Raw genomic sequence first — 25,772 nt, 5'->3', positions numbered from 1 at the left:
ACCTCGCTCCATCATCGAGACTTGATCAGTCCGGCGTCTTTGGCATGGTCCCATAGGGCTTTCTGAAGCAGCCCGCGTCCTCTGGACAGCCGGGAACGGACGGTTCCTACGGGGACTCTGAGGATCTCGGATATCTCTTGGTACGAAAACCCCTCCATATCCGATAGGACGACCACCATTCGGAAGACCCCCGGAAGAGCATCCACTGCCTTTTCGATGTCTTGGGAAAGCAGTTTATTGAGAAGCTCCTTCTCCGGGTTTCCCCACCACAGCAGGAACGGCTGGTGGAGCTCTTCAAAGAGCGAGAAGCTGGTCTTCGCATCGGACCGATGTTCCTCGAATGTTTCGGCCTGAGAGCGGACCGCCCGTTTGCGACAGCCGCTGATGAACGTATTCGTCAAGATTCGGAAGATCCAGGACCGAAATTTGTCCGGATCTTTGAGTGAACGCCGGGAAGCCCATGCCTTGGAGACGGCCTCAGCCACCAGATCCTCCGCATCCTCCCTGTTTTTGGCCAACCGAAGCGCGGCGCCGTAGACCTGATCCAGAAGGCCAGTCACCTTCTCCTCAAACACCCGGCGATCATCGTCTTGTGCCAAGGTACGGGATCCTTTCAATTCTGGAGGCATACGTGATGTCGATCCAGCTCCATCAATTTCTCTGTTCAACTACTAAGACGTACAAGGCAAGAAAAAGTTCCTGATGGGGGAAAAGAGTGATTATGCAAGACCCATTCGGTCGTCGTCAGCGCGGCAAGTCAACTCCCTGATAAGCCACCTTGCCAGGCTAAGGAGCCTCACCGATCAAACGAGGGCATCCTGCAAAACAGGGAATCAGGCAGCGATCAATCGCTCGACGACCGACCCGGCGCAATCGGTTCGTTTCGATGGCCACTCTTGACCGTCGATGTGGCAGTTACCCTCGACAGACATTCTGATCCTATGCTAGCGTACGCATGCATTTTTACCGTTCACTTCATTCCACGAGAGAAGGCCCGAGCGTAGGACATGTTCAAGAAGATCTTAATCGCTAATCGCGGTGAGATTGCCATGCGGATCATCCGCGCCTGCCGCGAATTGAACATCGCCACAGCAGCCATCTATTCCGAAGCGGATTCGACCGGGATCTATGTGAAGAAGGCGGACGAATCCTACCTCGTCGGGCCCGGGCCGGTGAAGGGTTTCTTGGATAGCAACCAGATCGTCGACTTGGCCAAACGGATCGGCGCCGATGCTGTCCATCCTGGGTACGGGTTTCTTGCTGAAAATGCGGAATTCGCTGAACTCTGCCAGGCTTCCGGCATCACGTTCATCGGCCCTTCTACCCACGCCATTACCCTGATGGGCAGCAAGGTCAAGGCGCGCGAGCTCGCCGAATCGGCCGGCATTCCGATTGTGCCCGGTACGGATGGCGCCATCACCAGTGTAAAAGAAGCCCTGGTCTTCGCAAAAAAGGCTGGTTACCCGGTCATGATCAAGGCGAGCGCCGGCGGTGGCGGTCGCGGGCTTCGCGTGGTCCGATCAGACGATGAGCTGCGAGAGAACATGGACGTCGCTTCGCGCGAGGCCGAAGCCTCCTTCGGAGACGGCAGCGTCTTCATCGAAAAATATATCGAGCGGCCGCACCATATCGAGTTCCAAATACTGGGGGATCGCCACGGAAATATCATTCACTTAAATGAACGCGATTGTTCAATCCAGAGACGTCACCAGAAGTTGATTGAAATCGCACCGTCGTTGATTCTCACACCGAAGTTACGGGACGAGATGGGCAATGCCGCCATCGCCATCGCACGCGCGGTGAAGTACGACAACGCGGGAACCGTGGAGTTTCTGCTCGATCAAGAAGGCAAGTTCTACTTCATCGAGATGAATCCTCGCCTCCAAGTCGAACACACGGTGACGGAACAGATCACGGCCATCGATATCGTGCGAAATCAGATTAAGATCGCGGCCGGCCTGCCGCTCAGCATCCAGCAAAAGGACGTGATCCTCCAGGGCCACGCCATCCAATGCCGGATTAATGCGGAAGACCCTAAAAACAATTTCCTGCCCTGCACGGGCACGATCACGGCGTACCTCTCTCCTGGTGGAATCGGTGTCCGCATCGACGGTGCGGTCTACAAGGATTACACAATCCCACCTTACTATGATGCGCTGCTGGCCAAGTTAACGGTTCGAGGCCGCACCTGGGAAGAAGCCGTAAGCCGCATGAGGCGGTCGCTCGAAGAATATGTGCTGCGCGGAGTAAAGACAACGATCCCGTTTATGGAAGCGATCATGCAGGAACCGGACTTTATTGCAGGACGTTTCGACACGTCGTATTTCGACACCCACCCTGAATTGTTCTCGTACCACGAGTTTGTGCAACCGGAGGATCTGGTGTTGGCGCTGTCGGCTGCGATTGCCGCCTACGAAGGGCTCTAATTCGAACAAACCCCGCTGCTTCCCGAAGGGATGTACTAACCATCATGGCGAAGAGACGACCACCGACAAGGAAACCGCAGAAAAAGACCAGATCGCCTGCTCCGGCGATCAAGACCGCCAAGAGTACCCCGGCGCTCCCCGGCGAGTTCACGATTACCCCGGCCGCCGGCAAGCCGGTCCTGATCACGGATGTCGCGCTGCGAGACGGCCATCAGTCGTTATTGGCGACACGCATGCGCACGGAAGACATGCTGCCCATCGCACAAAAGCTCGACGCAGTCGGCTATTGGTCGCTTGAGGTATGGGGGGGCGCCACATTCGACACCTGTTTGCGCTTCTTAAAAGAAGATCCCTGGGAACGGCTCCGAGCCCTGCGGGCCGCCATGCCCAACACCAAGCTTCAAATGTTGTTGCGAGGGCAAAACCTCGTCGGCTATCGACATTACGCCGACGACGTGGTGGAGCGGTTCATCGAACGTTCGGCCACGAACGGCATCGATGTCTTCCGCATCTTCGACGCCCTCAACGACGTACGGAATGTCGATCGGGCCGTGAGTGAAGTGAAAGCCTGCGGAAAACATGCTGAAGCCACCATCTGTTACACCGTCAGCCCGGTCCATAGCATCGACCGTTTCGTGGATTTGGCCAGGAGGTTGGAAGATCTGGGAACAGATACGATTTGTATCAAGGACATGGCCGGACTGTTGGCTCCGCTCGACGCATACCATTTGGTGCGTCGGCTGAAGGCCGCCGTCAAGGTCCCGCTTCATCTCCACTCGCATTACACGTCCGGTATGGCCTCCATGACCTCTTTGATGGCGATCCTTGGAGGCCTCGACATGCTCGATACCTCCATCTCTCCGTTGGCAGGAGGAACCTCCCACCCTGCGACGGAAACGCTGGTTGCTTCACTCCAGAATACGCCCTACGATACGGGCCTGGATCTCGCATCGTTCCAGCCGATCACTGAGCACTTCCGAACGGTTCGCCGCAAATATCGCCAGTTCGAGAGCGACTTTACCGGCGTGGATGCAGAGATCCTCATGTCGCAGATTCCCGGCGGCATGCTGTCGAACTTGGCCGCCCAGCTGACAGAACAGAATGCCCTGGACCGGATGAAGGAGGTCCTCGACGAGGTTCCGCTGGTGCGGAAAGACATGGGCTATCCTCCGCTCGTCACCCCGACCAGCCAAATCGTCGGAACCCAGGCAACCCTCAACGTGCTGACCGGTGAGCGATACAAGGTCATCACCACCGAAACCAAGAATTATTTCTTGGGACTCTACGGCCGTGCGCCAGGCCAAGTCGATCTCGATGTGATGGCGCGTGCAACCGGCGACGAAACCCCGATCAAGACCAGACCGGCCGATCGGTTGGAGCCGGAATTGGACGACGCCAAAAGAGAACTGCCCGAGTCGGCCCAGAGCATCGAGGACCAGCTGTCATTCGTCCTGTTTCCCAACATCGCACGGGACTTTTTCGAAGACCGCGAGAGAGGCGACTTAACCCCTGAACCGCTCGAATTGGGGTCGGCGAAAGGGCCCGCCATCGCCCACGAGCTGCACTTGGCGCCTGTGGAATTCAATGTGACGGTGCATGGTGATACCTATCATGTGAAGGTTTCGGGGTCTGGCCGTAAGATCGACGGACGTAAGCCCTACTACATCCGTGTCAACGATAAGCTCGAAGAAGTGTCGCTCGAACCAATTCAAGAAGTGCTTGCCGGTGTCCCGGAGTCGCAAGAGACTGAATCGAGAGGAAAACCCAAACGTCCCAGACCTTCGAAAGCGGGTGATGTGGCTCCACCCATGCCGGGCCGAGTGGTGAAAATCCTGGTTGCAGTCGACGATCGGGTGAAGGCCGGCGATCCCCTGTTGATTATCGAAGCGATGAAGATGGAAAGCCGAGTGCCGGCGCCGATCGATGGGAGAGTCGCCGCGATCTTGGCTGCCGAGGGTGACAATGTGAAGACGGATGAAACGGTCATTCAACTGGAATAATTCCAGCGTCGGCTCGATCTCCGTATCATGCGGACCAGAGCGACTTGCGCTGCTCGTCCTGTGCCTCGTATCGTCTTTCATGACCGCTTGTGCCCAGCCCATACAGATCCCGTCATATTTCGAAACGTTAGAACGGACGCCGATAGAACGCATTCCGATCAACACCGTTCTCGTGCATGATCAACGGATCGCGTATCTCGATGTCGGTACAGGTCCGCCTGTCATCTTGATCCACGGTTTCGGCGGATCCATGTGGCAATGGGAACATCAGCAACATGCCTTGTCTGAACATTTCCGTACCCTGACGCTCGACCTACTCGGTTCCGGATTGTCAGACAAGCCGGACATTGAGTACTTACCGGATCAGATGTTGGACTTTTGTATCGGATTCATGGACGCCTTGCAGATCCCTCACGCCACATTCATCGGTAATTCCATGGGCGCTGGGTTGGCGATTGGGATGACATTGATCCATCCGACCCGTGTCGACAAACTCGTGCTCATCGACGGGTTACCCTCTCATGTCCTGGCCAAGCTCACCAGTCGTTCATTCAAGCAAGCCCTGGAATCTCGAGCCCCTTCCTGGCTCGTCTCCTTCGGTAATTGGCTGTTCGGTGGGCTGGTCACCGAGTCCGTCTTGAAGGAAATCGTCCACGACCACAACCTCCTGACGCCGGCCGTGATCGAACGGTCCAATCGTAATCGCCGGCGCCCCGGCACCATCAAACCTATTATGGCCGTGAGAAACGCCCTCCCCTCCTGGGAAGCCGATTTTGCCCCACGCCTCAGCTCCATCACCCACCCAACCATGATTATCTGGGGTGAAGACGACCGGGTGTTCCCTCTCGCCGTGGGTGAAGAACTTCACCATCGGATTCGTGGATCCCAGTTCGTCAGAATTCCCGATGCCGGCCATATGCCGCAATGGGAACGCCCGGACCTGGTGAACCGATCGTTGATCGCGTATATTCAACTATTACCCTGAATAGATCGCGTGGGAGGAATCCCCACGCATGATCCTCAGAAAGGAGCGTATGATGCGGATAGACAATGCTGGTTTCATCGGCACCCTGTGCCTTGCGCTTGGCCTCGCCGGATGTCAGGCGATGGGAGGATCAACCGGCGCCGGCTTTTCCTACAAGAAGATGCCGGTGGCGGATGGAAGCGCTGTCGCAGGCGAAGGCAACAGCGTCTTATATAAAGGGAGCCCGCTGGCGCTTTCCGGCAACGGCGTGAAGGTCGGCGACGTACTGCGGGACGTGAACGTGGCGCAGAACGACTTATCCCTCGTGAACATCGCGCAGACCAAAGGCGTCGGAAAAGTCCGCGTCATCAGTGTGGTCCCCTCATTGGACACCCCTGTGTGCGAACAACAAACGCATATTCTGAGCGAGCGGAATAAAGGTCTCGATAGGATGGTGGAACTCATCACCGTGAGCGTCGATACGCCCTTCGCCCAGAAACGGTTTGCCAAGGAAGCCAACATCGCCAATGTCACCTTCCTGTCCGACTACCGTGGGGCCGAGTTCGGAAAAACCCATGGTCTCTTCCTGGAAGTCCCACACATTTTGACGAGAGCGGTCATGGTGGTCGATAAGACGAACACCATTCGCTATCTGCAAATCACCCCGGAACTCACGCAACTCCCGGATATGGAAGAAGCCCTACAATTTGCTCGCCGATTGGTGACGGAGAGTTGAGTTTGTGCAATGCTCAGGTGAAGGCTAAGGTTGAGGACGAGGGTTGAGCGAGGCGGATGACCCAGCCCTAACCTGAACCTCTCCCATATCAATGGCTCATTACGATTTACTTGTCATCGGCACAGGACCAGCCGGTCAAAAGGCTGCTATTCAGGCGGCTAAGCTGAACAAGAAGGTCGGGATTATCGAACGGAAGACGGTCGTCGGTGGGGTCTGCATCAACACCGGAACCATTCCAAGCAAATCCCTCCGCGAAGCGGTGCTCTATCTCTCCGGATTTCGTCAACGAAGCATCTATGGGGAAGAATACCGCTTAAAAAAGAAAATCACGATCGAAGACCTTGCTTTCCGCGCAAACCACATCATCAAGCACGAGATCCAGACCGTGCAGAATCAGATGGCCCGGAATCAGGTCGATATGTTTCTCGGTTCGGCCAGTTTCCTTGATCCGCATCGCCTGCGCATTCAAAGGGATCGTGGCGCGCTTGAGCTGACAGCGGACTTCATCGTCATTGCCGTGGGGACGGAGCCGGCTCGGCCGTCACACATTCCATTCGACGACCTGACCGTCATCGACACGGACGGACTCCTGACCCTCAAACGCATTCCCGACTCCATCGTGATCGTCGGAGGCGGTGTGATCGGAACGGAATATGCTTCGATGCTCGCCGCCTTGGGCACCCCCGTCACCCTCATCGATAAACGGCCGCGGCTGTTGGAGTTTGTGGACCCTGAGATCATTGAAACGCTCCAGCAACGAATGAAAGACATGGGAGTGACCCTGTATCATGACGAAGCAGTGCTCGCGATCAAGCAAGAATGGAACAAGTCCGTCCGAGTAACGTTGCAGAACAACCGTGCGGTCCACACATCGACACTCATGTACGCCATCGGGCGCGTTGGGGCGACACAATCGCTGAATCTCCACGCCATCGACCTTAAGCCGGATGAGCGCGGACGCTTAACTGTCAACGAACACTTCCAAACGGCGATTCCCCACATTTATGCGGTCGGCGACGTCGTCGGCTTTCCAGCCTTGGCATCGACGTCAATGCAGCAGGGTCGTCATGCCGCCTGTCACGCCTTTGGCCACCCGGAGCGTACCGACACCTCCCTCCTCCCCTACGGCATCTATGCCATTCCAGAAATCTCCATGGTGGGGCGAAACGAGGAAGAACTCAAAGAGGCAGAGATGCCCTATGGAGTCGGCATCGCCCGCTACGAAGAAATCGCCCGTGGACAACTCATCGGCGATGAAACCGGCATGCTCAAACTGCTGTTTCACCGACACACCAGACATCTGCTCGGTGTCCATGCCATCGGCGAAGGGGCCACAGAGCTGATCCACATCGGCCAGGCCGTCATGGCCTTTCACGGCAAGATCGATTACTTTATCGATACGGTCTTCAACTACCCGACGCTGGCGGAATGTTACAAGGTCGCCGCACTCGACGGCATGAATCGCTCACCGAGAACCTGGATTCCCTACCTATAACGTCGGAACTTGACCCAACTAATTTTGAGTGAGGTAATTAAGCCAGTTCGTAAGCAGGAGGTACGCTGGAGGCTTCCTGGTTCTGGGACAGAACGAGGTAGTTGGAGGCACGGCCAATATTTACAAGGCACCCCGTTCGGAGTCTGCAGCGGAGTGAATGTGTAGGCCGAACGCTCGCTATGATCATACGAATGAGACAAATCTGGAATTAGAAGAACGCCATGCTGGCGTAGGTCACGGTGGAGTTGTATTGATCAGTGATGCCGCGATCATAGCGCAGGACCTGTCCCTTTTCCGCTTGGACCAATCGTAACAAGCTGTAAATCGGTGAGAAGCCGGAGATACGCCGTAGATCGCCTTCTTTTCTGATGTAGTCGGCGAATCCCTCCGGCTTGAGTTCCTCGACCTGTTTCAACATTTCTAAGTCATGCTGCATCGAGCGGTGGAAGGAAAAATCGGTCGGTGGAGCGCTATCGCCGTAGCGGAGGCCGAGGTGGGCCAACTCCCCTGCCGCGATGACACACACGGTCTTTCCAGAGACCGCAATTGTGTCTCGCAAGGCAGTGAGAAATCGATTCACTGAGTTCCGAACGGTTGGATCATTCAGGCTCAGCGCGGAAAACGACGACAGAATGGGGATCATCGAGAAGGGTTTGCCGATAATGGTTTGAAGGAACGGCAGCTGGAATTCAATCGCATGCTCCGACTGGTGAGCGATGTCTTCCTCGAAGCACTCCGGCGCAACCGCCTTGAGGCGAGTAACGATCGGCTGGTTCACCGGCACCACACCAAGCGCGGTCTCAAAATTCTTGTCCGTGACAGCAAAGAGGTTTTCAAGCCCAGCATGGGCGGTCCCGATCAGAACATAGACATCAGGCTGTTGGGCTTCCTGTAACTCTTTGTATGCCCATGCATAGACCGGCCCTGCTTGCTTCAGATCGTAGGTCGGAACGACCAGGCCTTTGATCAGCTTACCCTGATGCTCCGACGGTTTGAAATCCGGCCCGTCGCTTGATGTGAAGAAGCCGTCGATCTGCTTCCGCAGGTTGGCGCCATCCGCCTCGTAGCCTCGCCCGGCAAAAGCTGCCTGTCGGACCGGCTGTTGCCGATAGACAATACAAGCCTGTTGCCGTGCCGACTCGGTTCTTGGCCCTTCCAAGAACAGCTTTTGTTCAAGATCCGCCACCAGTTGTTCCACTTTACTCGGCATCAGAAACTCACCGAACCGTTTCAGGTACAACGCACCGATTTCTTGTAGTGAATGTTCACCATCGAAATGTTGCACGATGAAAAACAAGTTCAACGGCAAGACGAGCTTCTCTTTGCTCAAGCCTCTGGGGTCCCAGAGCACGATCAGCTGATCGTCCCCCTGCTTGATGGGGGAAAATTGCAAGTTCCGCAGGACTGGATATTGCGCGGGTGATTTTGCGGCACCGGATATCATAGCGGAGACATTGTAGGGGACGGACTGGCGCTGCTGCAACCAAGGCCACGACCAACCTATCGAGTATCAGGAGGATGATCTGGTCTCCGCCGAGCGAGCACGAAGAGCGCTCCAACAATAAGAATCAGTAACCAGATGGCAGGCCGACCGTACGAGGCATCGGAGAATTCGATCAAATCCGTCAATCGGCCGATCAAGAGCGACATGCGAGCCATGACCGTGTACCCGAAAGCCGCGCCGAAAGCAATCATCAGGAAGATGATGCCGGTTCGCGCGACCGCCTTTCCCAACCCACTATGCTCGATCGAAAAGAAGAAGTAGAACAGGACTGAGCTGACCCCGAGCAGGATGATGATCGCGTTGAGGTTGCTGGAAGGATTGAGCACATCCATCGAGAACCTCATGCCGTCCGGCCCTGTAAGCGACAGCAACGGTCTCACCGTATCCTCGACTTGCTTTAGAATAAACGAGGAAATCGTTCTCGGAATCGCCAGCCCTGCCCCCATTCCGACGATCAGGGCGAACGCGTACCGGGACATCCAGGCTGCTTTCGGCACATATCGAGTCAACATGAGCATCCCGATGGCGACCGGAATCAGAAGAGCGACCTCACCATTTTCCACGATCGGCTTGACGACCAAGTGGACAATCACGGTGTCGTACGTCTTGACGATGATGTACCCGACGGAGACTCCGACGTAGAGGTGCTCCGCCAGTTTGAACAGCGGGTTGTCCTTGTACAGGAACGTGAAGATGAGGAGAGTCAAGCCGGTTGCAACCCAAGCCCCCACGATCAACTCAAACGGCATGGTCATCGCTGATGCTTCACTTTCTCTGCTGTCGCAGCGAAAAGTAGAATGCGTTGCACATGAGCACCAGGACAATGATGGCGAAATGCGTGGCGGACTGTGCATCCATTCCGGCCACAGCCTTACCCTTCTGACCGATGAGACTTTCGTATTCCGCTGCGCCACGGAGACCGCCAATGAGACCGTTGATCTGCCCACTCCGTAGCAACGGATACAGCCCCGGAGCCATGACTCCCGTGCATCCGCCGCCCATTTCAAACTTGTATTTGTCTTTGCCGAAGACATACCACTCTTCGACTCCGGGCTTCCCTGCTCCCAGGCTGACCAGGTATGTAATATCTTTTAAGCTTCGCACACCGTCCAAAACCGGCAAGTCCTTCGTAGCCTTGCCGCCATAGTCGCTGGGAAAGGCCGAATAGAGGTCCTGCCCCATATTGATGATCACCGCCTGCCCTCCCGGACTCCATCCGAGAAAGGCATAATCTTTTCCGTATGCTTTCTCCATTTCTTTGGCGACTTGTGTGACTAACTGATCAGCCATCCCGGTACCGGACACCCAGAGTGTAATGGTGATCACGCGAAGCTTTTTTCTGAAGGCATGGCGCAGTATGGCTATAGCTTGCGGGTACAGTTCGGGTTTTGATGCGGGATCAAAATCTATCGAGAGGAGAAAAACCGAGTGCTCCGGCAGCGACTCGATATGGTCGTACACGGCGCGCACTTCCGAGGTAATCTTGATCGGCAAACCGACCGGATAGAGCAAGGGCAAGAGTGTGCAGAGCCCGATCACCAGGAAAATGATCCGCCGATCGATCTGAAGCATGCGTTCCGAGAAGGTCATCGTGGGACCGTTGTTCGTAAATCGTTAATCGCAGATCTGCTTGTGGTTAACGAATAACGATTCACGTCTCCTCTCACTCCTTCCCACCACCGAGATATGACCGTTCGACGCCGAAAATAATCTTGAACGACAAGGCCACGGCTCCGAGACTGACTCCGATCAGAATAGCCCGGCGCACAGAGGCGTTGAGTACATTCAAGATCCAGGAAGACACATCGCCGCTCAGGGGAATCAGGTACTCACCCAGCGGCACCCGTCCCATCATGACGATCACCGCTGCGACCAAGAGCACCGCCGCTTCACGACTTCTGGCCCGGAACGAACGGTAGGCAGCCGATGCGATGAAGAATGCCAGGATGGCGAACATCGTGCCTTGCAGCGGCACCATCATGAAGTTGTATACCCAGCCGAATGCCGTCATGGCCCCATCGACGCTCTCTTTTCCGTTGGCCCACAGCCCGACGGCAATCGTTCCTAACATGCCGACATACAAGACAAGGCTATAGCCCCATCCCGCCTCTTGCCGTTTGATCTTGACCGCATGTTGATGAAAGAGACTGGTCACGCCCAAGATCAATGCGAATCCCCCGATGATCTGCAGCCACTTTGTGGCAGAGGTGAGCATCTGTTCCGAGGCCGGATGCGGCACATAGTACTGGCCGGCGAACAGCAACCCAGAAATCAAAGTGATCAAGAGTGGAAGTTGCCGGCGCAGGAAGATCATTTGAGGTCCCTGAAGAGATCGAGAAAGATTTGCGGCCATGACGCACCGGTGACGACTCCGACCGTCGCCAAGACCGTTCCGACAGCAAGCATACCCAAGATCACGGCCTTCCCGATGTCTTGACCACGAAGCGTTCCGATCTGGACCGGCTCTCTGGAAAGGTATGCACTGGCAGCGTAGAGTTCCTCACCGATCAACGTGTAATCGCATGTCGTCACGAAAAACGGCAACTGGTGATCCGAGTCAGTTCCCGCAATCTGAATCGCGCCGGTGCTGGCGCCGGTTTCCGTCAGGAGCAAGGCTTCCGCAAAATACGCCCCCATGAAGAAATTGGCGGCCGGCTTCTTCCGCAGCATAATGCCGTCCACAGCCGCTGTGTAGCTAAACTGATCGGCAGTGATAAAAAAGTTGGCGTCCTCCTTGAAGAGATCAGGCTTCCCTGCTTCCAGATAGGCCTGCTTAGTAATTTCCTGGCAGACCGCCATCGTAATCGGCTCGCGATGGGGCACCATCAGCTCCGTTTCGTACAGCGCAGCCCTTTTCGCGACCTTCCCCAAGATGACCGCGGCAGCGATCGTCGAAGGATCATGCAGGTCGTGCGCGCCGGTCAGATACAGAATCGGCTTGCCTAGTTCCGTTGCTCGTCCGATGGCTTCATCCACTGCATCAAGCCCTGGAATGCGACGCAGAAAGATCTCCTTCCGTTTCGCATGACTGATCGTGTAGAAGACCAACCCTCCGAACGAGATCGCAATAATAAGATTATTGAGTTGATTCCAGTTGAACCAGTCAGGCGAAGGAGTGGCCACTAAGATCGGGCTGAACATCCGCCGATCGTCTTGCACCGCTGCCACCGCAACCCCATAGGACGTGCCATCCTTGACCTGCACGCCTTTGGCATTTCTGATGATCGTCTGATGCCACGACTTGTCAACGTTCCTTGTCCACCAGGCCGTTTTTGTGTCCTTGACATACTTGCTGTTCGCCGGGAACTCCGCGACGACTGAGAAAGTCGCAGGATCAGTTGCGGAGGCATCGCCGACCAAGACCTGATAGCGGACATCAAGGCCATCCCATGGCGCGGGAGCCCACTGTACCGTGAGGCTCCCTCCTCCATCGCTCGGCGTATCGAAGACGTGCACATCTTGAGGAGCCGTCAGCGCTGCCTGTGCGAACATCGGAGAAGTCACGCACACGAAACAGACCAGCCTCCAGAGCGCCGCATAGGCCTTTTGCAGAACACTTGAGGGTTGGGTAAAGGACCTCATGCCCCTTCGATCACCTCGATGTTCGTCCGTGGAACAACCACCTTCTGCCCATCAGAAAACCTCACTTCCAATACTCGCACTTCGCTCTCTGTGGAAATCCTGGTGAGTTCGGACGGAAGCGCCGACACTTCGCCGATACGCCCAAACATCGGATCACGGATGATCCGGACCGGATCTCCGAGGCTGATTCCTTCCCGTTGGGGCGGAGATGTCATCTTTGCATGTCTGTCTCCCTGCGGAACAATAATCTCAGGACGAATCACCCCGGCTCTGATCTGTGTGGCGCCGGAAATCGACGCTTTCTGGCCAGCATGACTTGAGAGCAACTTGAATGTCTTGGTCGCCATCGGAATCGTCCCGAACCCTTCCGTCAGGATCAACGTAAATCCGACCTGTTCCGTTCCGGTGATGGCCACGCCAAGGTCATACCCCAACAAGGCGCGCAGATCTTCATCATGAATCCCCCCGACGACCAGGCCTGCTACACCAACCGCCTTTGCCTGTTTCATAGCCTCGGATGAGAGGAACGATCCTCCTATCACGACTTTACCCTGCATGATCGAAGTGAAATGACCTGGAGTGAGGGGTTTGTCAGGAGCCTGCACTGCCATCACAATCTCACCGGAGGTCTCCCCTCCAATGCCGAAGATCCCTTGGACGAGGCTACAAGTTGTCTCGACGACGACACCCTGCTGCGGAATCGTTTCGATGATCGTTCCGTCCACATAGGCAAGCAGCTGAAGCACCCGTGGAGGCTCGCGCAAGAGGACTTGCCCGGTCACGGTCGACACCGATTCGATCGTGCCCGCCACCGGCGAATGAATCTCCGTCTTAAACCATTTGATCAGCGGCTTGTTCTCGGCGAGGATCTCGTCCCTTTCGACAACATCGCCTTCCTTCTTGGTCAGATACTCTCTGATTTCACCAGGGGCCACGCTGAGTTGATTGGCGAGATTGACTGGAAAGACTTTTCCCGGCAACTCCGCTCGGGCCACCTCTTGTTCGGAACGGACTCTGTCACCGACATGGACTAATATTTTTCCGGGCAGAGGCAACATGCGCCGTCGGTGAACGACCGTCTGATCGGTGACTGTCAAACCAGGTGTGTATGAATGAGCCATCTTGTTCAGCAGGACTGAGCAACGAGGACTGTGGACTGAGTGAATGGGTCTCCTCTTAGCACCTCAGTCCTCACTACTTAGCAGTCGGGTACAACCCGACTGCGTCAAACCATTTCGTGAGGGCCGCGACACGGCCTTGTTGGTCAGCAGAAAGTTGTAGTGGTCGCCCGCGGCCGTCGAGCAAGAGTCCGACAACACCGCCATGGACATCCTTTGTGATCGCCGTGCCGGGACCTTCACCCATGTTGACCCCTTTGGCAGGCTGAATCGTGATCGCCGCCTTTTTGCCAGAGTCTAATGAAAACAATCTCAACTCCCCAAACTTCAATTGCTCCTTCGTGGTCTTCTCGTCGGGCCAGGTAATTTCATAGTCAGCACACAGTTCCCCGTCTTTGCCCTGTCCGATCGGAGCTACGCAGGTCCCGAGATAGATCATGCAATCCCGGACGAACACATCCGTTGCCGCCCTCTCATTGATCGTCGACAGGACTCCGAGATGCGGCATCATGAAGATGCTGTCGACCGACAATCTCGTGCAGCCCATCGGTTCATAGGCATCGACCATCATCAGCATCGACTGGATGCGGCGTGGCGCATGCGAGAGGATGCCGCCGCTGCCGACGATCAGATCCAGCTTCAACATGTCGATCAGTGCCTTGCCGGACGTTTGTTGCTCGAAGACGTCTGAAATCGTTCGTTCCTGCTGCACACCCTTCAACCCCGTGGCCAGCGACTTGTGATGGATCAAGGCCAGGCGCAAGGCTTCGCGCGCAATCGCCTGCTCGATTTGTAGTTCATCGAGCGTTTGTGGAATCGTTGTCGGACGGATCATCTTGTTCTTGATCCGATTGCGCAACGTCTGCTCGTCAATCGTAAACGGTACCCAACGCATGATGCTCGCCAGCCCCGCTTCAGCAAGGACGTTGGAGACGCTGTATGACATGCCGAGATTGGCGCTGACCGTCCGATTGAACACCCCGTCAAACACAGAAAAGACGTCCGTCGTTGCGCCTCCGATATCAACACCGATAAGATTCAGATGTTCCCGTTTGGCGATCGCTTCCATGATGAGGCCGACGGCAGCTGGAGTCGGCATGATGGGTGCCCCGGCCATATCAATCAGTTTCTTATAACCGGGTGCCTGTTGCATCACATGCTCGAGAAAGAGGTCATGGATTTTGTTCCGTGCCGGCGCCAAGTTCTCTCGTTCCAACACCGGCCGGATATTCTCGGTGACAACCAGTGCCGACTTATCTTCCAGAATTTTTTTGACTTGAGGTTGAGCGTCCTTGTTACCTGCATAGATCAGGGGCAATTTGTAGCTCATGCCGAACCGAGGCCGTGGTTCCGCCGCTGCCACATATTCCGCCATCTCTACCACGTGCGTGACGGCCCCTCCATCGGTCCCGCCGGACATGAGAATCATGTCTGGCCTCATGGACCGGATCCGCTCAATCTTTTCGTGAGGCAACCGGCCGTCGTTGACCGCTAACACATCGATGACGATGGCCCCAGCGCCCAGCGCTGCCCGCTGCGCGCTCTCACCTGTCATGTTTTGTACGACACCGGTCACCATCATCTGCAAACCACCGCCCGCGCTGCTGGTCGAGATATAGATATCAACACCGGTCTTGTCATCCCGGCAAGGAGTGATGATCTGATCGCCGTCCAAGATCTTACGACCAGACAACTCTTCGATTTCGGCGATGGCATTCAGCACGCCACGGGTCACGTCTTCAAATGGCGCTTCCACCGTGGTCGGCGCTTCGCCACGATAGGTCTGCCGGTAGTCATCGCCGACTTTTTCGATGAGAATGGCTTTGGTGGTTGTGCTGCCGCAATCGGTGGCGACAATCACGTTGAGAGGATGGTCGATTTTGGGAGGGGTGGAAGCGGAAGCCGTCATTGAGCCGTTGCTCCCTTTGGAGCAGACTTGGCTTCAATGATGGAAATAAGGCGAGTCACAGTATCCCGGCGTTCGAGCAATCGAGCAACCTGCTCGACTTCTTTAACGTTGAACGCGCAATCGATGATCGGCGTGATGAAATGCAGCGCCTGACTTCCAAGAAAGTTCATCGGCCCCATCGATTCCAAGAACATCGTCGCCGGAGCCGCCATCCCACGCTTGACGATCGTCTCGGCAATCCGCTCCAACAACTGGACATCCTCGATTGAGAGGGGCTGAGTCTCAGGCTGAACAGCAAACGCATGGCGAAGGCCAGCTCTAACTTCCATCAACTTGTCCGCCACTGCTTTCTTGGAGAACGATCGCATAAGTGTAGGCCGGACAAGGCAAACCACGAACGGATCGCATTATATGAAGGGGGTTGAGGAGAGTCAATTCAATGGTGGAACTGCGAGGCCGATGCTCTCGCATCGGCTTGCAGCTTTGAGGCATTCATGATACTCAAAAGCATGCAGCTACAAGAGTCACCTCCTACCGCTGATCTCGATCGGAAGATTGAGTCTGTGATGGCTCACTATCCATCGGTGGTCTTGGCTATCCTCTTCGGATCGATGGCCAAAAGTCGCGCGCGCAACGACAGTGACCTCGACATAGCCATCGCGAGTTCTACCCCTCTTACCCCTCAAACTCACATCGCCATCATTGAAGACCTTGCGTTGACCATTGGCCGCCCTGTGGATCTCATAGATCTCGACCGGACTCACAATCCGCTCCTTCAGCAGATCCTGACCAAGGGGCGCAGAGTCCTGTGTCACGATCGGACGCGTTACGCCGACCTTCTTCTGCGCATGATCTATGAAGAAGCGGACGTCATGCCCTATTACCGGCGCATTTTGTCGGACAGACGACAGGCATGGATCGGGACCTAGGAGCCTGTCCGACATTGATCTTTCCACTGCGACGAACGATCTGCAGCCATCTGCGTCGTTCTCAGCCCGAAAAAGTCCTCTATGTATTCCGGCGAATACACCTCCGGTTTTTCCGGGCCTGCAGCCTCACATCTTGCCGCACCACCTTCGCCTGCCACGAACGGCAATGTCGGAGAGGCTCCGAAACAAAATTGGAATCGCTCCGGCGGCGCGTCGAGCGGATTGCCGGCAAGACTCCCTCCGCTACCGTTTAACGAAAGCAGATGTCCAAGCTGCATTGCAATACGGGACTGAGTAAGGCACGAGCCCATCGCCCATATAAGACCGTTACATCCTCGCTCACTACCATGACACTGATTACCAGCGGAACTGTTGCTGAGAACTTTTCCGCCAGCCCACGACATGAATTGTAAGTGGACAGTCTAGTGGCTTGAGCAGAATCGGCGTTGCGGCGCAGTGAGAAGAATAAGTAGACTGGGACAGTTTTTCAGCCCAATAAATCAAGAACGAGTTTATACTAATGAACTGGTATCTCATTGCTGCCATTATTCTCGGTGCACTGAGCGCCTATTTTGGATACTTAGGCACGAGCACGGAATCAAAATCGGATTCTGAAGAACACACAGCGAGAATTGAGGGCCAGCTTAAAGAACTTGGCAACAAGATCGAGACGTTGGCCACTGCCGAACCACCGCACGGTGCAACTTCATCAGAGCTTGCCAGCCTACAAGAAAAATACAACTCCATCGCCGTCGAATTTTACAAGAACTTTCCCTTAGAGTTAGAGCATCAAAAGAATAGAACTGCTACAAAGACAATTCGTCAGCTAGAACAATCTCGCCGTATCGAACCTCATATGCACACTCTCGAACTAGCGGCACAGCAGCTAGTCGGTGCCTTTAATAAATATAAGGAAGGCCCTCCTATTTCCGTCGAAATTCCCAATTTCCCCATCAACGTTTTCGAGGATAAGAACTATAGGATTGTACTTTCTTTCCCTAATGGCCGGCTATGGATGGTCAACTTCGCTAGAAATCGCAATGAGCAACTCGAATTGGAGTTTCAGGCTGCAAGCAAAGCCCACAGTCTCAATAGCGACCCAAGAGCTGGAAGTACAGGAGAATACATCGCTCTGACATTTTCCGAGGATCAGTCAACGTTCGACTTTTATTCCCACCTTTCAGCTGAAAAAGACCAGCGCGTGGTTGGGGACTTGCCACAAACGCAACAGTCAATTAAGAAGCTTGATGAAACAACAAGAACTCTACTAGAAAGAATTATTAAGCTCGAAATTTTAGAAGAATCCGTGCAACACTAGGGTGCATGCGTCCTGACGCAAAGACAAGAAGGACAACCTAGATTTGTTCTATCCAAGAAGATATGTCCAAGACTGCTCTTACCCAACAAATGAGAGCCTTCCAGAGAAGCACAACTGGGAACGCAACGAGTTTGCAAGAGAATTAATGAAAGCATTGATGCGAGAGAAAGTTCAGACCCAGCTGTTGTTGTAACTGCTTACCGACCAGATCCCACCCAATGGCAAGTCGGATTCATGAAGAGGCGGACATGAAAAAACCACACCGAACGAAGTTGATTCACGAAGGGCGATATCTGGCCGAAGTTGACGTTGAGCTGCTGGTAACTGATGATGAATGGTCTCCCTACCTCACAGTGGAAGATGCCTACAAACTCGATGATGTACGTGAAGCGTTGAAAAAGGGAGACACCATGACCGCAGGAGACACTATGAATCAAGCGAATGTTCTAATTAAAGTTCTAATTGCTGACGACGAGATTCCCTACGGTGACGAACGCGATAAGCACACCCGCGAGATATTTCGCAAAACGAAGCCTAAGGCGACTGACGAGGATTACCTCAAAGGGTACGAAGGAATGCGGGGGGCCTATCAAGCCCTACACAACGAACTCTCCTTCAAGGTGACACCTGCTCAGAGATTCAAAGAGGCTGAAAACCTCATTCGCGATGCTCCGGAGCCCTTTGACGTCGCCATTATCGATCTCGGATGGTACGCAGAACTGGACTTGGAAGACCGCGACAACGCGGGAACGAGACTCGTTAATGCGATTCGAGCTGCAAAGGGTGGACGTCGCACTCGTATAATTATGTACTCGAGCCGGTACGATGAAGATGAGGTTCTCGTCGAGAGTGCATGTCGACTGGGTGCTTTGCCATTAGTAAAGACCTACACGAAAGCAAGTCATCGGACACTTGTTGCAGCTGTTCGTTTTCTCTTCGAAAACCGGGAGGCTAGTGGCAGACGCGTTTTCATTGGCCATGGCCGATCTCCATTGTGGGAAGAACTCAAGGAGTTCTTGGACCGGCTCGGTCTACCGTGGGATGAGTTCAATCGCGAAGCCGTAGCGGGATTCGGGACACCTGAAGTACTTAAAGACAAGTTGAGCCAAGCCGCCTTCGCGTTTTTCGTGATGACGGCCGAGGAGGCACACGCAGATTCCACCATTCATCCTCGTCCTAACGTCATCCATGAGGCTGGCCTGTTCCAAGGCCGACTTGGTTTTCAGAAGGCTATTGTCTTGCTTGAGGAAGGCTGTTCGGAGTTTTCCAATATCGCCGGTCTTACTCACATCCCATTTAAACCTGGCAAAATTCAAGAGAGCTTTAAAGCTTGTCAAAGCGTTCTTGAAAGGGAAGGCCTTCTTTGACGGCACCCTTCCGTCAGACTATGGGTGAGATGTCGTCCTACCAATGATCAAGCTCGATCTCTGTCGAACACTGGCCTTTACTCATCTACCAAATCTCCTCCCCCTACAGAATATGAAACACTCGGTTGTCGTTCACTGCGTGCATCGAACGAGGCCCTTCTGAAGGCACACGTTCACAAACAGTGTTTCATCAACAGTCTTTCCAACCCGCCCCGCCTCCCTCCTCTCACAAGGGTGGCACGGTTGAATCCAGAACTGCGCGCATCGTCACACTTCTTCTCTTCTACCCCCTTGAGGGCAGTGCGGTTCGGTCCTTAGGTGCGCGCGTCCACCGAGCACCGCCTGATCTGATGTAAGTCTGATGAGTCCTGCGTGCGCGGTGGGCGAGCACAGAGGATCAACCGCGCTGCCCGATCCGACTCTCCGTCCCCTTCCACAACCGTTCAATGTTCCCCTTGTGCTTGACCGCAATCAGCCCGCTCACCATAACCGAGAAAAGAATGAACGAGTCTGTTGGATGAACCAGCACGGCGATTATGGGAAAGAGTCCGAAGGCCGTCAGCGCACCGCCGGAAGAATAGCGCCATAGGGCTACCGCTCCGATCCACGCCAGGAGCAGTAACAAACCGATCAGCGGCGCAACACCGAGGACGGAACCAAGCGCCGTCGCCACTCCCTTCCCTCCTTTGAAGCCAAGAAACGGCGAAAAGAGATGGCCCAAAAACGGCGCAAGCGCAACGGCCAAAATGGCCCATTCATCCTGCAGCATTTGCGACGCCGCGAAGCCCATTATCCATCCCTTCCCCATGTCCCCGATCAAGGTCAGGATGCCGGCTTTCTTGCCCGACACGCGCAGCACGTTCGTAAATCCGACATTCTTACTTCCAACCGTGCGAGGATCAGGCAGGCCCATCGCCTTTGAGATGACCACTCCAAAAGGGACGGCACCCAACAGATATCCGCAGACCACGAGCCCAGCGATGAGTCCTTGGTGCTCCATCCTAGAATAGGGTCCAAGATTGACGTTCGTGGTGAGCCTGTCGAACCATGAACGGAACTGCCTGAAGTTACACGCCCTTCGACATGCTCAGGGCGAACGGATTATCACAGCAATGAAAGGGACACAAGGCTAGGTTCAAGTGATAAGACAGCCCGCCACACAGAAATCACAGAAACTTTTCCGGGTGCGTGAAGAACTCCAGCATCACGTGGTTGAGATTCGGCCAGGCACGATGATTACCGGTTCCCTCGCAATAGAGCGTCGCACCGCCTGATGCACATCCTTGATACGCGCGACATCCACCCTCGACTGATTTGGTCTTATTGACATCGCAATGATTACAGCCCGCCCACCAAGCTGAGGTTTGGGCTCCCCAACCCGGAAATAAACTATCGTTCTTGCTGTGCATGATCATAACCGGAATGGGCTCGCGACATTGAAACTCTTCGAGGTCCTTCCCCGTCCACCCCGCCGCGCTCGGTGCGACCGATGCTGGGATCGTCCTCGTCTGTTCGAGCACAGCCAGCGCCAACGACGCGGTTCCTCCATCGGAATGCCCGGTCGCATAGACTCGCTTCTGGTCGATGCACCACTCCGTTGCGATTTCGGCTGGAATGGCCCCAAGCCACTCAATGGCGGGAATGTTCAATTGCAAATGATCGGCATAGACCACGATAAACCCGGCGCCTGTGGCTGCGGTCGTGAGGCCGGTAAGTCGTTCCGACGCCCAGCGGCTTTGTCCGGCCGGAGCGTAGACCATCAAGAGAGGATGAGTAACCGCGGCATCGTAGTTTGAGGGCGTGCGGACCATATATTTTATGCCATAGGGGGAGACTTTCCCATCAGTTGCGCCGGCAGGCCCAGGACGGGCACCGGACGGACAATGCCCGGTCGCCTTCCCGTAAACAAACGTGCCGAGTTGAGGCGGTTGCGCGTTTTCGCTGCAGGCTGTGAGGGTGAAGTGGAGAAGGACCAACGCGCAGGCAGATCTGAAAAGTCGCACGTTGCCCACCACGTCGCGGCTAGACTAGCGAGATTCCATTCTCTTCAAGACCAACGAAAGTGCGCAGGGGTCCCGGAGACCTGGCGTGGTTGCTGACCTGCCCGTCAGAGTCCCTTCGCGACGACTTGCTTCCAGAAGGTCCATACATACTGACTGCCAGAGATATAGCCCAGCACCAGAGAGAGATACAACGTGACGGTGCCGGCTAAGTGTAAATTGCCAAGTTGGGCAAGTCCTGTCCCTTCCAGGATCAGCAGAATAATGGCGATGACTTGGAGCGCCATCTTATACTTTCCGGTCGTCTCTGCCGGGATGATCATCCCCTCGCTCGCAGCAATGGCGCGGATACCGGTTACGGCGACCTCGCGAGCAATGATCAGCAGCGCCACAAGTGCGCTGACTCGATCCACGTTCATGAGGAGAATCAGGGCCGACAACACCAAGAGCTTGTCCGCGATGGGATCAAGCAGCTTGCCGAGCTTCGTGACTTGGCCGGTTCGCCGGGCGATGTAGCCGTCCAACATGTCCGTCACCGCCGCGACAGTAAAGATGATCGCTGCCGCCAGTGACTGATCGGGCGTTGGGTTGACGAAGAGAACGATGAAGACGGGAATCAGGAGAATACGGACGAGCGTCAGGAGATTGGGCAGATTGAGCGACTCCTGCCCAATGTCTCGCCACACCTCGAGAACGCGGTTCATAGGCCGATTCGTCTCCTAACAGGTAGTCAAAAACAATCTGCACCCGCAGGATGGTCAAAAAGGTCGTCCAGCAAGGCCGCAGCGAGTGAAGAGGCGAGGCGTACGCTTCGGTACGTTGAGCCTCTGAGCGATGCGAGAACGCCGCTGGCGGACTTTTTCACCATCCTGCTAGACGATTCCGTTCTTGAGCAGGTCGTGCAAATGAATCACGCCGCGAATCGTCTGACCGTCTTCCGTCACTACCAGCGTCGTGATTGAATATCGCTCCATCATCTCCACCGCCGTTGCCGCCAATTCGTGCGGTCCGATCGTTTTGGGATTGTGTGAGGACAATTCGCTTGCCGTCGTGTTCGCCAGATCCGTCCCCCGCTGGATAAAACGCCGCAAGTCGCCGTCGGTAATCACGCCGACCAACGCACCTTCTTGATCGACCACGGTCGTCATGCCGAGCTTTTTTGCGCTCATCTCGAGCATGGCCGCCATTCCTCCGACAGAGGCTGCGACCATCGGGATCTCCGATTCAGCATGCATGAGATCTTTCACCTTGACCAGCAACCGCCGCCCCAGGGTGCCGCCTGGATGGAACCGAGCAAAGTCTTCTTCCTTGAACTCGCGCTTTTGCAGCAGGGCAATGGCGAGCGCATCGCCTAACGCCAACGTGGCGGTCGTGCTGGCGGTCGGAGCCAACCCCATGGGGCAGGCCTCTTCCTGGACAGATACATCGAGCGCGACATCGGCATTTTTCGCCAGGGTCGAAGTCATCCGACCTGTGAACGCGATCACTGGAATGCCCAAACGCTTCACATACGGAAGCAATTGAAGCAATTCCTGCGTCTCGCCGCTGTTGGAAATCGCGACCAGTGCATCACGCCGCGCCAACATGCCGAGATCTCCATGCACGCCTTCGGCGGGATGGAGAAAGAACGATGACGTGCCGGTGCTAGCGAGCGTTGCAGCAACCTTCTGCCCGATTAACCCCGACTTCCCCATCCCGGAGACAACGACCTTTCCTTTGCATTGAACGAGCAGATCCACGGCCTTCGCAAACTTGGCATCCAGCCGGTCGATCAAGGCTTGAACGGCCCGCGCTTCGATTTCGAGGACACGCCGGCCATCGGAGAGACTTTCCGCCATTTTTGCGGCTTTCAATTCATGACCAACTGGCTTCACCATGGTTTTGCCGCGGCTCGTCACGGATTTCGATTCTGGACTCGCTGCCTTCACCTTCGTCGTTTTGTTACGTCGCGCGGATGGTTTCAGCTTCTTGGCTTTGTCGCGTCGCATATCCGCATGATCCGTTCCAGCAAGGACTTCAATTGATGTAGCGGGACCATATTCGGCCCGTCGGATAGCGCCTCATCAGGATTCGGATGGACTTCCATGAAGAATCCATCGACGCCCGCTCCGGCCGCTGCACAAGCCAGCGGTTCGACGAATTCCCGTTGACCGCTGGATTGAGTCCCTCCACCACCAGGCAGCTGAACACTATGCGTCGCATCGAAAACGACAGGATACCCGAAGTTCCTCATAATAGGAAAGGACCGCATATCCACGACAAGATTGTTGTAGCCGAAGGACGACCCCCGCTCGGTGAGCAGAATCCGCCGATTCTCGCACTCCTCGATCTTCCTCACCGCATTGCCCATCTCTATCGGCGAGAGAAACTGGCCCTTCTTCACGTTCACGACTTTTCCGGTTTGTGCAGCCGCAATCAGGAGATCCGTCTGGCGACAGAGAAAGGCTGGAATCTGGAGAACATCCACGACGTTTCCCGCTTCCGTCGCCTGCTCCTCTGTATGCACATCGGTCAAGATAGGCAGGCCAAAGTGGTCCTTCACCTTGCTCAGGATGGCCAGACCATCCTTGATCCCAGGACCACGAAACGACTTGATGGAGGTGCGGTTAGCCTTGTCGAATGACGACTTGAAGATGTACGGAATCCCCAGTGTCTTCGTGATCTCGGCGACTTGGCCTGCCGTGTCCATCACCAGTTGTTCGCTCTCGATCACACAAGGCCCGGCAATCAAAAAAGGGCGCTGCCCTTGGCCGACTTTGAAGGAGCCGATGTCGACGAGCTGTGCCATGGTCTACAACTATTGGCCGAGTTTCTTCCGCAAGGCAGCTCCTACGAACCCACTAAAAAGCGGATGGGGACGGTGCGGGCGGGAGCTGTACTCAGGGTGGAACTGAGTCCCCAAGAACCACGGATGATCCTTCAACTCGATGATTTCGACCAATCGCCCGTCAGGAGAGACCCCGCTCAAGACCAGTCCTTTCGCGGTCAGTCGTTCGCGATACGCGTTATTGAGTTCATAGCGATGGCGATGGCGTTCACGAACCTCGCTCACACCGTACATCTTCTGCGCAAGCGTCCCCTCGTCCAACTTGCAGAGATACGATCCGAGTCGCATGGTCCCCCCCTTGTCGATCACGCCATGTTGATCGGGCAGGAGATGGATCACAGGATGGGGCGACCGCTCGTCAAACTCGGCGCTGTTTGCACCGGCCAATCCCGCTACATTCCGAGCAAATTCGATCGCGGCACATTGCATACCTAAACAGAGACCGAGGAATGGGACCTGACGTTCCCGTGCATACCGAATGGTCGTCACTTTCCCCTCTATCCCTCTTGTCCCAAAGCCACCGGGAATCAAGATGCCGTCGGCTTCTCGCAGGATTCGCTCCGTCCCCTGCCGTTCGACATCTTCGGACTCGATCCAATTGATGTTGACCTTGGTTTCATGATCGATCCCACCATGGACCAGCGCTTCTCCCAAGCTCTTGTAACATTCTTTCAGTCCCACATACTTGCCCACCAACGCGACAGAAATTTCATGCTTTGGACGCTTGATCTTTTGCACCATCGCATCCCACTCGCGAAGGTTGGGCTGGCCGGTCTCCATATGAAGCTGACGAACAATCAATTCGTCCAACCCCTCTTTTCTGAATACGATCGGGACTTCGTAGATCGTCTCGACGTCTTTGGCCGTGATGACGGCGTCCTTATCCACATTACAGAACATCGCGATCTTGCCCTTGAGCTCCGGCGGAATATAACGGTCGGTTCGGCACAACAGAATGTTGGGCTGGATACCGATTTCTCGAAGTTTGTTCACCGAATGTTGCGTCGGCTTGGTCTTCAACTCACCGGCCGTGCCGATGTAGGGCACTAAGGTCAGGTGGACATACAACACATTTTCACGCCCGACGTCGTACGGCATCTGCCGGATGGCTTCGAGAAACGGCAAGCTTTCAATGTCGCCGACTGTCCCTCCGATCTCAACGATCGTGACATCTGTTCCCTTTGAAATCCGCATGATTGCCTGTTTAATCTCATCCGTCACATGAGGTACGACTTGGACCGTTCCACCGAGGTAATCTCCACGACGCTCTTTGGTGATGACCGAGTGATAGATTCGACCGGTCGTGTAATTGCTCTCCTTGGTTAGCGACAGGGTCGTGAATCGCTCGTAGTGCCCGAGGTCAAGATCGGTCTCAGCTCCGTCGTCCGTGACAAAGACCTCTCCGTGTTGATAGGGATTCATCGTACCGGGGTCGACGTTGATATAGGGATCCAACTTGAGAAAGGTAATCTTCAAGCCCCGGCTTTCAAGCAGATTCCCGATGGAGGCCGAGGCCAGCCCTTTTCCGAGTGATGAGACCACCCCACCGGTCACGAAGATAAACTTGTTCATAGCTGTCCTCTCCCTTAGAGGTCAG

At 55.2% G+C, this 25,772-nt stretch carries 23 protein-coding genes; 8 read left to right on the top strand and 15 right to left on the bottom strand.

Going from position 1 to position 25,772, the window contains the following annotated elements:
• Positions 1–11: 11 nt before the first annotated feature.
• Positions 12–599: a sigma-70 family RNA polymerase sigma factor gene (locus P0119_11875; GenBank protein ID MDF0666753.1), complete on the bottom strand. Its 588-nt coding sequence runs from the start codon at positions 597–599 to the stop codon at positions 12–14.
• 408 nt (positions 600–1,007) lie between these two features.
• Here P0119_11875 and accC point away from each other — a divergent pair, with 408 nt between their 5' ends.
• From accC to sthA, 5 genes are all read left to right on the top strand, one after another.
• Positions 1,008–2,426 carry an acetyl-CoA carboxylase biotin carboxylase subunit gene (accC, locus tag P0119_11870; protein ID MDF0666752.1) on the top strand — a complete coding sequence of 473 codons (1,419 nt, stop codon included), beginning with the start codon at positions 1,008–1,010 and terminating at the stop codon, positions 2,424–2,426.
• A 44-nt stretch (positions 2,427–2,470) separates the two neighbouring features.
• Positions 2,471–4,426, top strand: a complete 1,956-nt coding sequence (gene oadA, locus P0119_11865) for a sodium-extruding oxaloacetate decarboxylase subunit alpha (protein MDF0666751.1) — start codon at positions 2,471–2,473, stop codon at positions 4,424–4,426.
• Complete coding sequence (locus P0119_11860; protein MDF0666750.1) at positions 4,401–5,411, top strand: alpha/beta hydrolase; 1,011 nt, start codon at positions 4,401–4,403, stop codon at positions 5,409–5,411. The genes oadA and P0119_11860 overlap by 26 nt, the downstream gene beginning before the upstream one ends.
• Before the next feature lie 28 nt (positions 5,412–5,439).
• Positions 5,440–6,126: a thiol peroxidase gene (gene tpx / locus P0119_11855; GenBank protein ID MDF0666749.1), complete on the top strand. Its 687-nt coding sequence runs from the start codon at positions 5,440–5,442 to the stop codon at positions 6,124–6,126.
• Between the two features lie 91 nt (positions 6,127–6,217).
• A complete protein-coding gene (gene sthA, locus P0119_11850; GenBank protein ID MDF0666748.1) occupies positions 6,218–7,621 on the top strand; it encodes a Si-specific NAD(P)(+) transhydrogenase in 1,404 nt (467 codons plus the stop codon).
• Positions 7,622–7,829: 208 nt separating this feature from the next.
• Here the strand turns inward: sthA and amrB are convergent, their stop codons facing one another.
• From amrB to P0119_11810, 8 genes are all read right to left on the bottom strand, one after another.
• Positions 7,830–9,065, bottom strand: coding sequence for an AmmeMemoRadiSam system protein B (amrB, locus tag P0119_11845; protein ID MDF0666747.1), 1,236 nt, complete (start codon positions 9,063–9,065; stop codon positions 7,830–7,832).
• Positions 9,066–9,121: 56 nt separating this feature from the next.
• Positions 9,122–9,880 (bottom strand): hypothetical protein, encoded by a 759-nt coding sequence (locus P0119_11840; GenBank protein ID MDF0666746.1) that lies wholly within the window; start codon positions 9,878–9,880, stop codon positions 9,122–9,124.
• A gap of 10 nt (positions 9,881–9,890) precedes the next feature.
• Positions 9,891–10,715 (bottom strand): hypothetical protein, encoded by an 825-nt coding sequence (locus P0119_11835; protein ID MDF0666745.1) that lies wholly within the window; start codon positions 10,713–10,715, stop codon positions 9,891–9,893.
• A 73-nt stretch (positions 10,716–10,788) separates the two neighbouring features.
• The gene (locus P0119_11830) at positions 10,789–11,439 is read right to left on the bottom strand and encodes a hypothetical protein (GenBank protein MDF0666744.1); all 651 of its coding nucleotides are present in this window, start codon (positions 11,437–11,439) and stop codon (positions 10,789–10,791) included.
• Complete coding sequence (locus P0119_11825; protein ID MDF0666743.1) at positions 11,436–12,707, bottom strand: hypothetical protein; 1,272 nt, start codon at positions 12,705–12,707, stop codon at positions 11,436–11,438. The genes P0119_11830 and P0119_11825 overlap by 4 nt, the downstream gene beginning before the upstream one ends.
• Positions 12,704–13,828: a hypothetical protein gene (locus P0119_11820; protein MDF0666742.1), complete on the bottom strand. Its 1,125-nt coding sequence runs from the start codon at positions 13,826–13,828 to the stop codon at positions 12,704–12,706. The genes P0119_11825 and P0119_11820 overlap by 4 nt, the downstream gene beginning before the upstream one ends.
• Before the next feature lie 73 nt (positions 13,829–13,901).
• The gene (locus P0119_11815; GenBank protein ID MDF0666741.1) at positions 13,902–15,734 is read right to left on the bottom strand and encodes a glutamate mutase L; all 1,833 of its coding nucleotides are present in this window, start codon (positions 15,732–15,734) and stop codon (positions 13,902–13,904) included.
• The gene (locus P0119_11810) at positions 15,731–16,063 is read right to left on the bottom strand and encodes a hypothetical protein (protein MDF0666740.1); all 333 of its coding nucleotides are present in this window, start codon (positions 16,061–16,063) and stop codon (positions 15,731–15,733) included. Before P0119_11810 ends, P0119_11815 begins: the two co-directional genes overlap by 4 nt.
• A 165-nt stretch (positions 16,064–16,228) precedes the next feature.
• On the opposite strand from P0119_11810, the gene P0119_11805 reads away from it, so the two are divergent.
• The 3 genes from P0119_11805 (at position 16,229) to P0119_11795 (ending at position 19,348) form a co-directional block, all read left to right on the top strand.
• On the top strand, positions 16,229–16,663 hold the full coding sequence (locus tag P0119_11805) for a nucleotidyltransferase domain-containing protein (GenBank protein MDF0666739.1): 435 nt from the start codon (positions 16,229–16,231) through the stop codon (positions 16,661–16,663).
• A 520-nt stretch (positions 16,664–17,183) separates the two neighbouring features.
• Positions 17,184–17,981: a hypothetical protein gene (locus P0119_11800; protein ID MDF0666738.1), complete on the top strand. Its 798-nt coding sequence runs from the start codon at positions 17,184–17,186 to the stop codon at positions 17,979–17,981.
• A 248-nt stretch (positions 17,982–18,229) separates the two neighbouring features.
• The gene (locus P0119_11795) at positions 18,230–19,348 is read left to right on the top strand and encodes a nucleotide-binding protein (GenBank protein ID MDF0666737.1); all 1,119 of its coding nucleotides are present in this window, start codon (positions 18,230–18,232) and stop codon (positions 19,346–19,348) included.
• A gap of 397 nt (positions 19,349–19,745) precedes the next feature.
• Here P0119_11795 and plsY read toward each other — a convergent pair whose 3' ends face one another.
• The 6 genes from plsY to P0119_11765 all read right to left on the bottom strand — a co-directional run bounded on the left by plsY (position 19,746) and on the right by P0119_11765 (position 25,747).
• On the bottom strand, positions 19,746–20,348 hold the full coding sequence (gene plsY / locus P0119_11790; protein ID MDF0666736.1) for a glycerol-3-phosphate 1-O-acyltransferase PlsY: 603 nt from the start codon (positions 20,346–20,348) through the stop codon (positions 19,746–19,748).
• 166 nt (positions 20,349–20,514) lie between these two features.
• On the bottom strand, positions 20,515–21,351 hold the full coding sequence (locus tag P0119_11785) for a hypothetical protein (GenBank protein MDF0666735.1): 837 nt from the start codon (positions 21,349–21,351) through the stop codon (positions 20,515–20,517).
• Positions 21,352–21,455: 104 nt separating this feature from the next.
• Positions 21,456–22,052, bottom strand: coding sequence for a CDP-diacylglycerol--glycerol-3-phosphate 3-phosphatidyltransferase (gene pgsA, locus P0119_11780; GenBank protein MDF0666734.1), 597 nt, complete (start codon positions 22,050–22,052; stop codon positions 21,456–21,458).
• Between the two features lie 168 nt (positions 22,053–22,220).
• Positions 22,221–23,336, bottom strand: a complete 1,116-nt coding sequence (locus tag P0119_11775; protein MDF0666733.1) for a KpsF/GutQ family sugar-phosphate isomerase — start codon at positions 23,334–23,336, stop codon at positions 22,221–22,223.
• Complete coding sequence (kdsA, locus tag P0119_11770) at positions 23,309–24,136, bottom strand: 3-deoxy-8-phosphooctulonate synthase (GenBank protein MDF0666732.1); 828 nt, start codon at positions 24,134–24,136, stop codon at positions 23,309–23,311. Before kdsA ends, P0119_11775 begins: the two co-directional genes overlap by 28 nt.
• Before the next feature lie 9 nt (positions 24,137–24,145).
• Entirely contained in the window at positions 24,146–25,747 is a 1,602-nt protein-coding gene (locus P0119_11765; protein ID MDF0666731.1) for a CTP synthase, read from the bottom strand.
• Positions 25,748–25,772 lie beyond the last annotated feature (25 nt).

The organism is Nitrospira sp. (assembly GCA_029194665.1).
In the GTDB taxonomy this organism is placed as follows: Bacteria; Nitrospirota; Nitrospiria; order Nitrospirales; family Nitrospiraceae; genus Nitrospira_D.
Note: the sequence above shows the minus strand (reverse complement) of the source record. Positions and strands in the feature narration are given on the sequence as shown.

Bases quoted from the DNA above. Each gene is read 5' to 3' on its own strand.
- P0119_11765 (MDF0666731.1), bottom strand. From the start codon at position 25,747: ATGAACAAGTTTATCTTCGTGACCGGTGGGGTGGTCTCATCACTCGGA.
- accC (MDF0666752.1), top strand. From the start codon at position 1,008: ATGTTCAAGAAGATCTTAATCGCTAATCGCGGTGAGATTGCCATGCGG.
- kdsA (MDF0666732.1), bottom strand. From the start codon at position 24,136: ATGGCACAGCTCGTCGACATCGGCTCCTTCAAAGTCGGCCAAGGGCAG.
- P0119_11820 (MDF0666742.1), bottom strand. From the start codon at position 13,828: ATGGCTCATTCATACACACCTGGTTTGACAGTCACCGATCAGACGGTC.
- P0119_11775 (MDF0666733.1), bottom strand. From the start codon at position 23,336: ATGCGACGCGACAAAGCCAAGAAGCTGAAACCATCCGCGCGACGTAAC.
- P0119_11800 (MDF0666738.1), top strand. From the start codon at position 17,184: ATGAACTGGTATCTCATTGCTGCCATTATTCTCGGTGCACTGAGCGCC.
- P0119_11825 (MDF0666743.1), bottom strand. From the start codon at position 12,707: ATGAGGTCCTTTACCCAACCCTCAAGTGTTCTGCAAAAGGCCTATGCG.
- P0119_11805 (MDF0666739.1), top strand. From the start codon at position 16,229: ATGATACTCAAAAGCATGCAGCTACAAGAGTCACCTCCTACCGCTGAT.
- tpx (MDF0666749.1), top strand. From the start codon at position 5,440: ATGATCCTCAGAAAGGAGCGTATGATGCGGATAGACAATGCTGGTTTC.
- oadA (MDF0666751.1), top strand. From the start codon at position 2,471: ATGGCGAAGAGACGACCACCGACAAGGAAACCGCAGAAAAAGACCAGA.
- plsY (MDF0666736.1), bottom strand. From the start codon at position 20,348: ATGGAGCACCAAGGACTCATCGCTGGGCTCGTGGTCTGCGGATATCTG.
- amrB (MDF0666747.1), bottom strand. From the start codon at position 9,065: ATGATATCCGGTGCCGCAAAATCACCCGCGCAATATCCAGTCCTGCGG.
- P0119_11830 (MDF0666744.1), bottom strand. From the start codon at position 11,439: ATGATCTTCCTGCGCCGGCAACTTCCACTCTTGATCACTTTGATTTCT.
- P0119_11795 (MDF0666737.1), top strand. From the start codon at position 18,230: ATGAAAAAACCACACCGAACGAAGTTGATTCACGAAGGGCGATATCTG.
- P0119_11810 (MDF0666740.1), bottom strand. From the start codon at position 16,063: ATGGAAGTTAGAGCTGGCCTTCGCCATGCGTTTGCTGTTCAGCCTGAG.
- P0119_11835 (MDF0666745.1), bottom strand. From the start codon at position 10,715: ATGACCTTCTCGGAACGCATGCTTCAGATCGATCGGCGGATCATTTTC.
- P0119_11860 (MDF0666750.1), top strand. From the start codon at position 4,401: ATGAAACGGTCATTCAACTGGAATAATTCCAGCGTCGGCTCGATCTCC.
- sthA (MDF0666748.1), top strand. From the start codon at position 6,218: ATGGCTCATTACGATTTACTTGTCATCGGCACAGGACCAGCCGGTCAA.
- pgsA (MDF0666734.1), bottom strand. From the start codon at position 22,052: ATGAACCGCGTTCTCGAGGTGTGGCGAGACATTGGGCAGGAGTCGCTC.
- P0119_11815 (MDF0666741.1), bottom strand. From the start codon at position 15,734: ATGACGGCTTCCGCTTCCACCCCTCCCAAAATCGACCATCCTCTCAAC.
- P0119_11840 (MDF0666746.1), bottom strand. From the start codon at position 9,880: ATGACCATGCCGTTTGAGTTGATCGTGGGGGCTTGGGTTGCAACCGGC.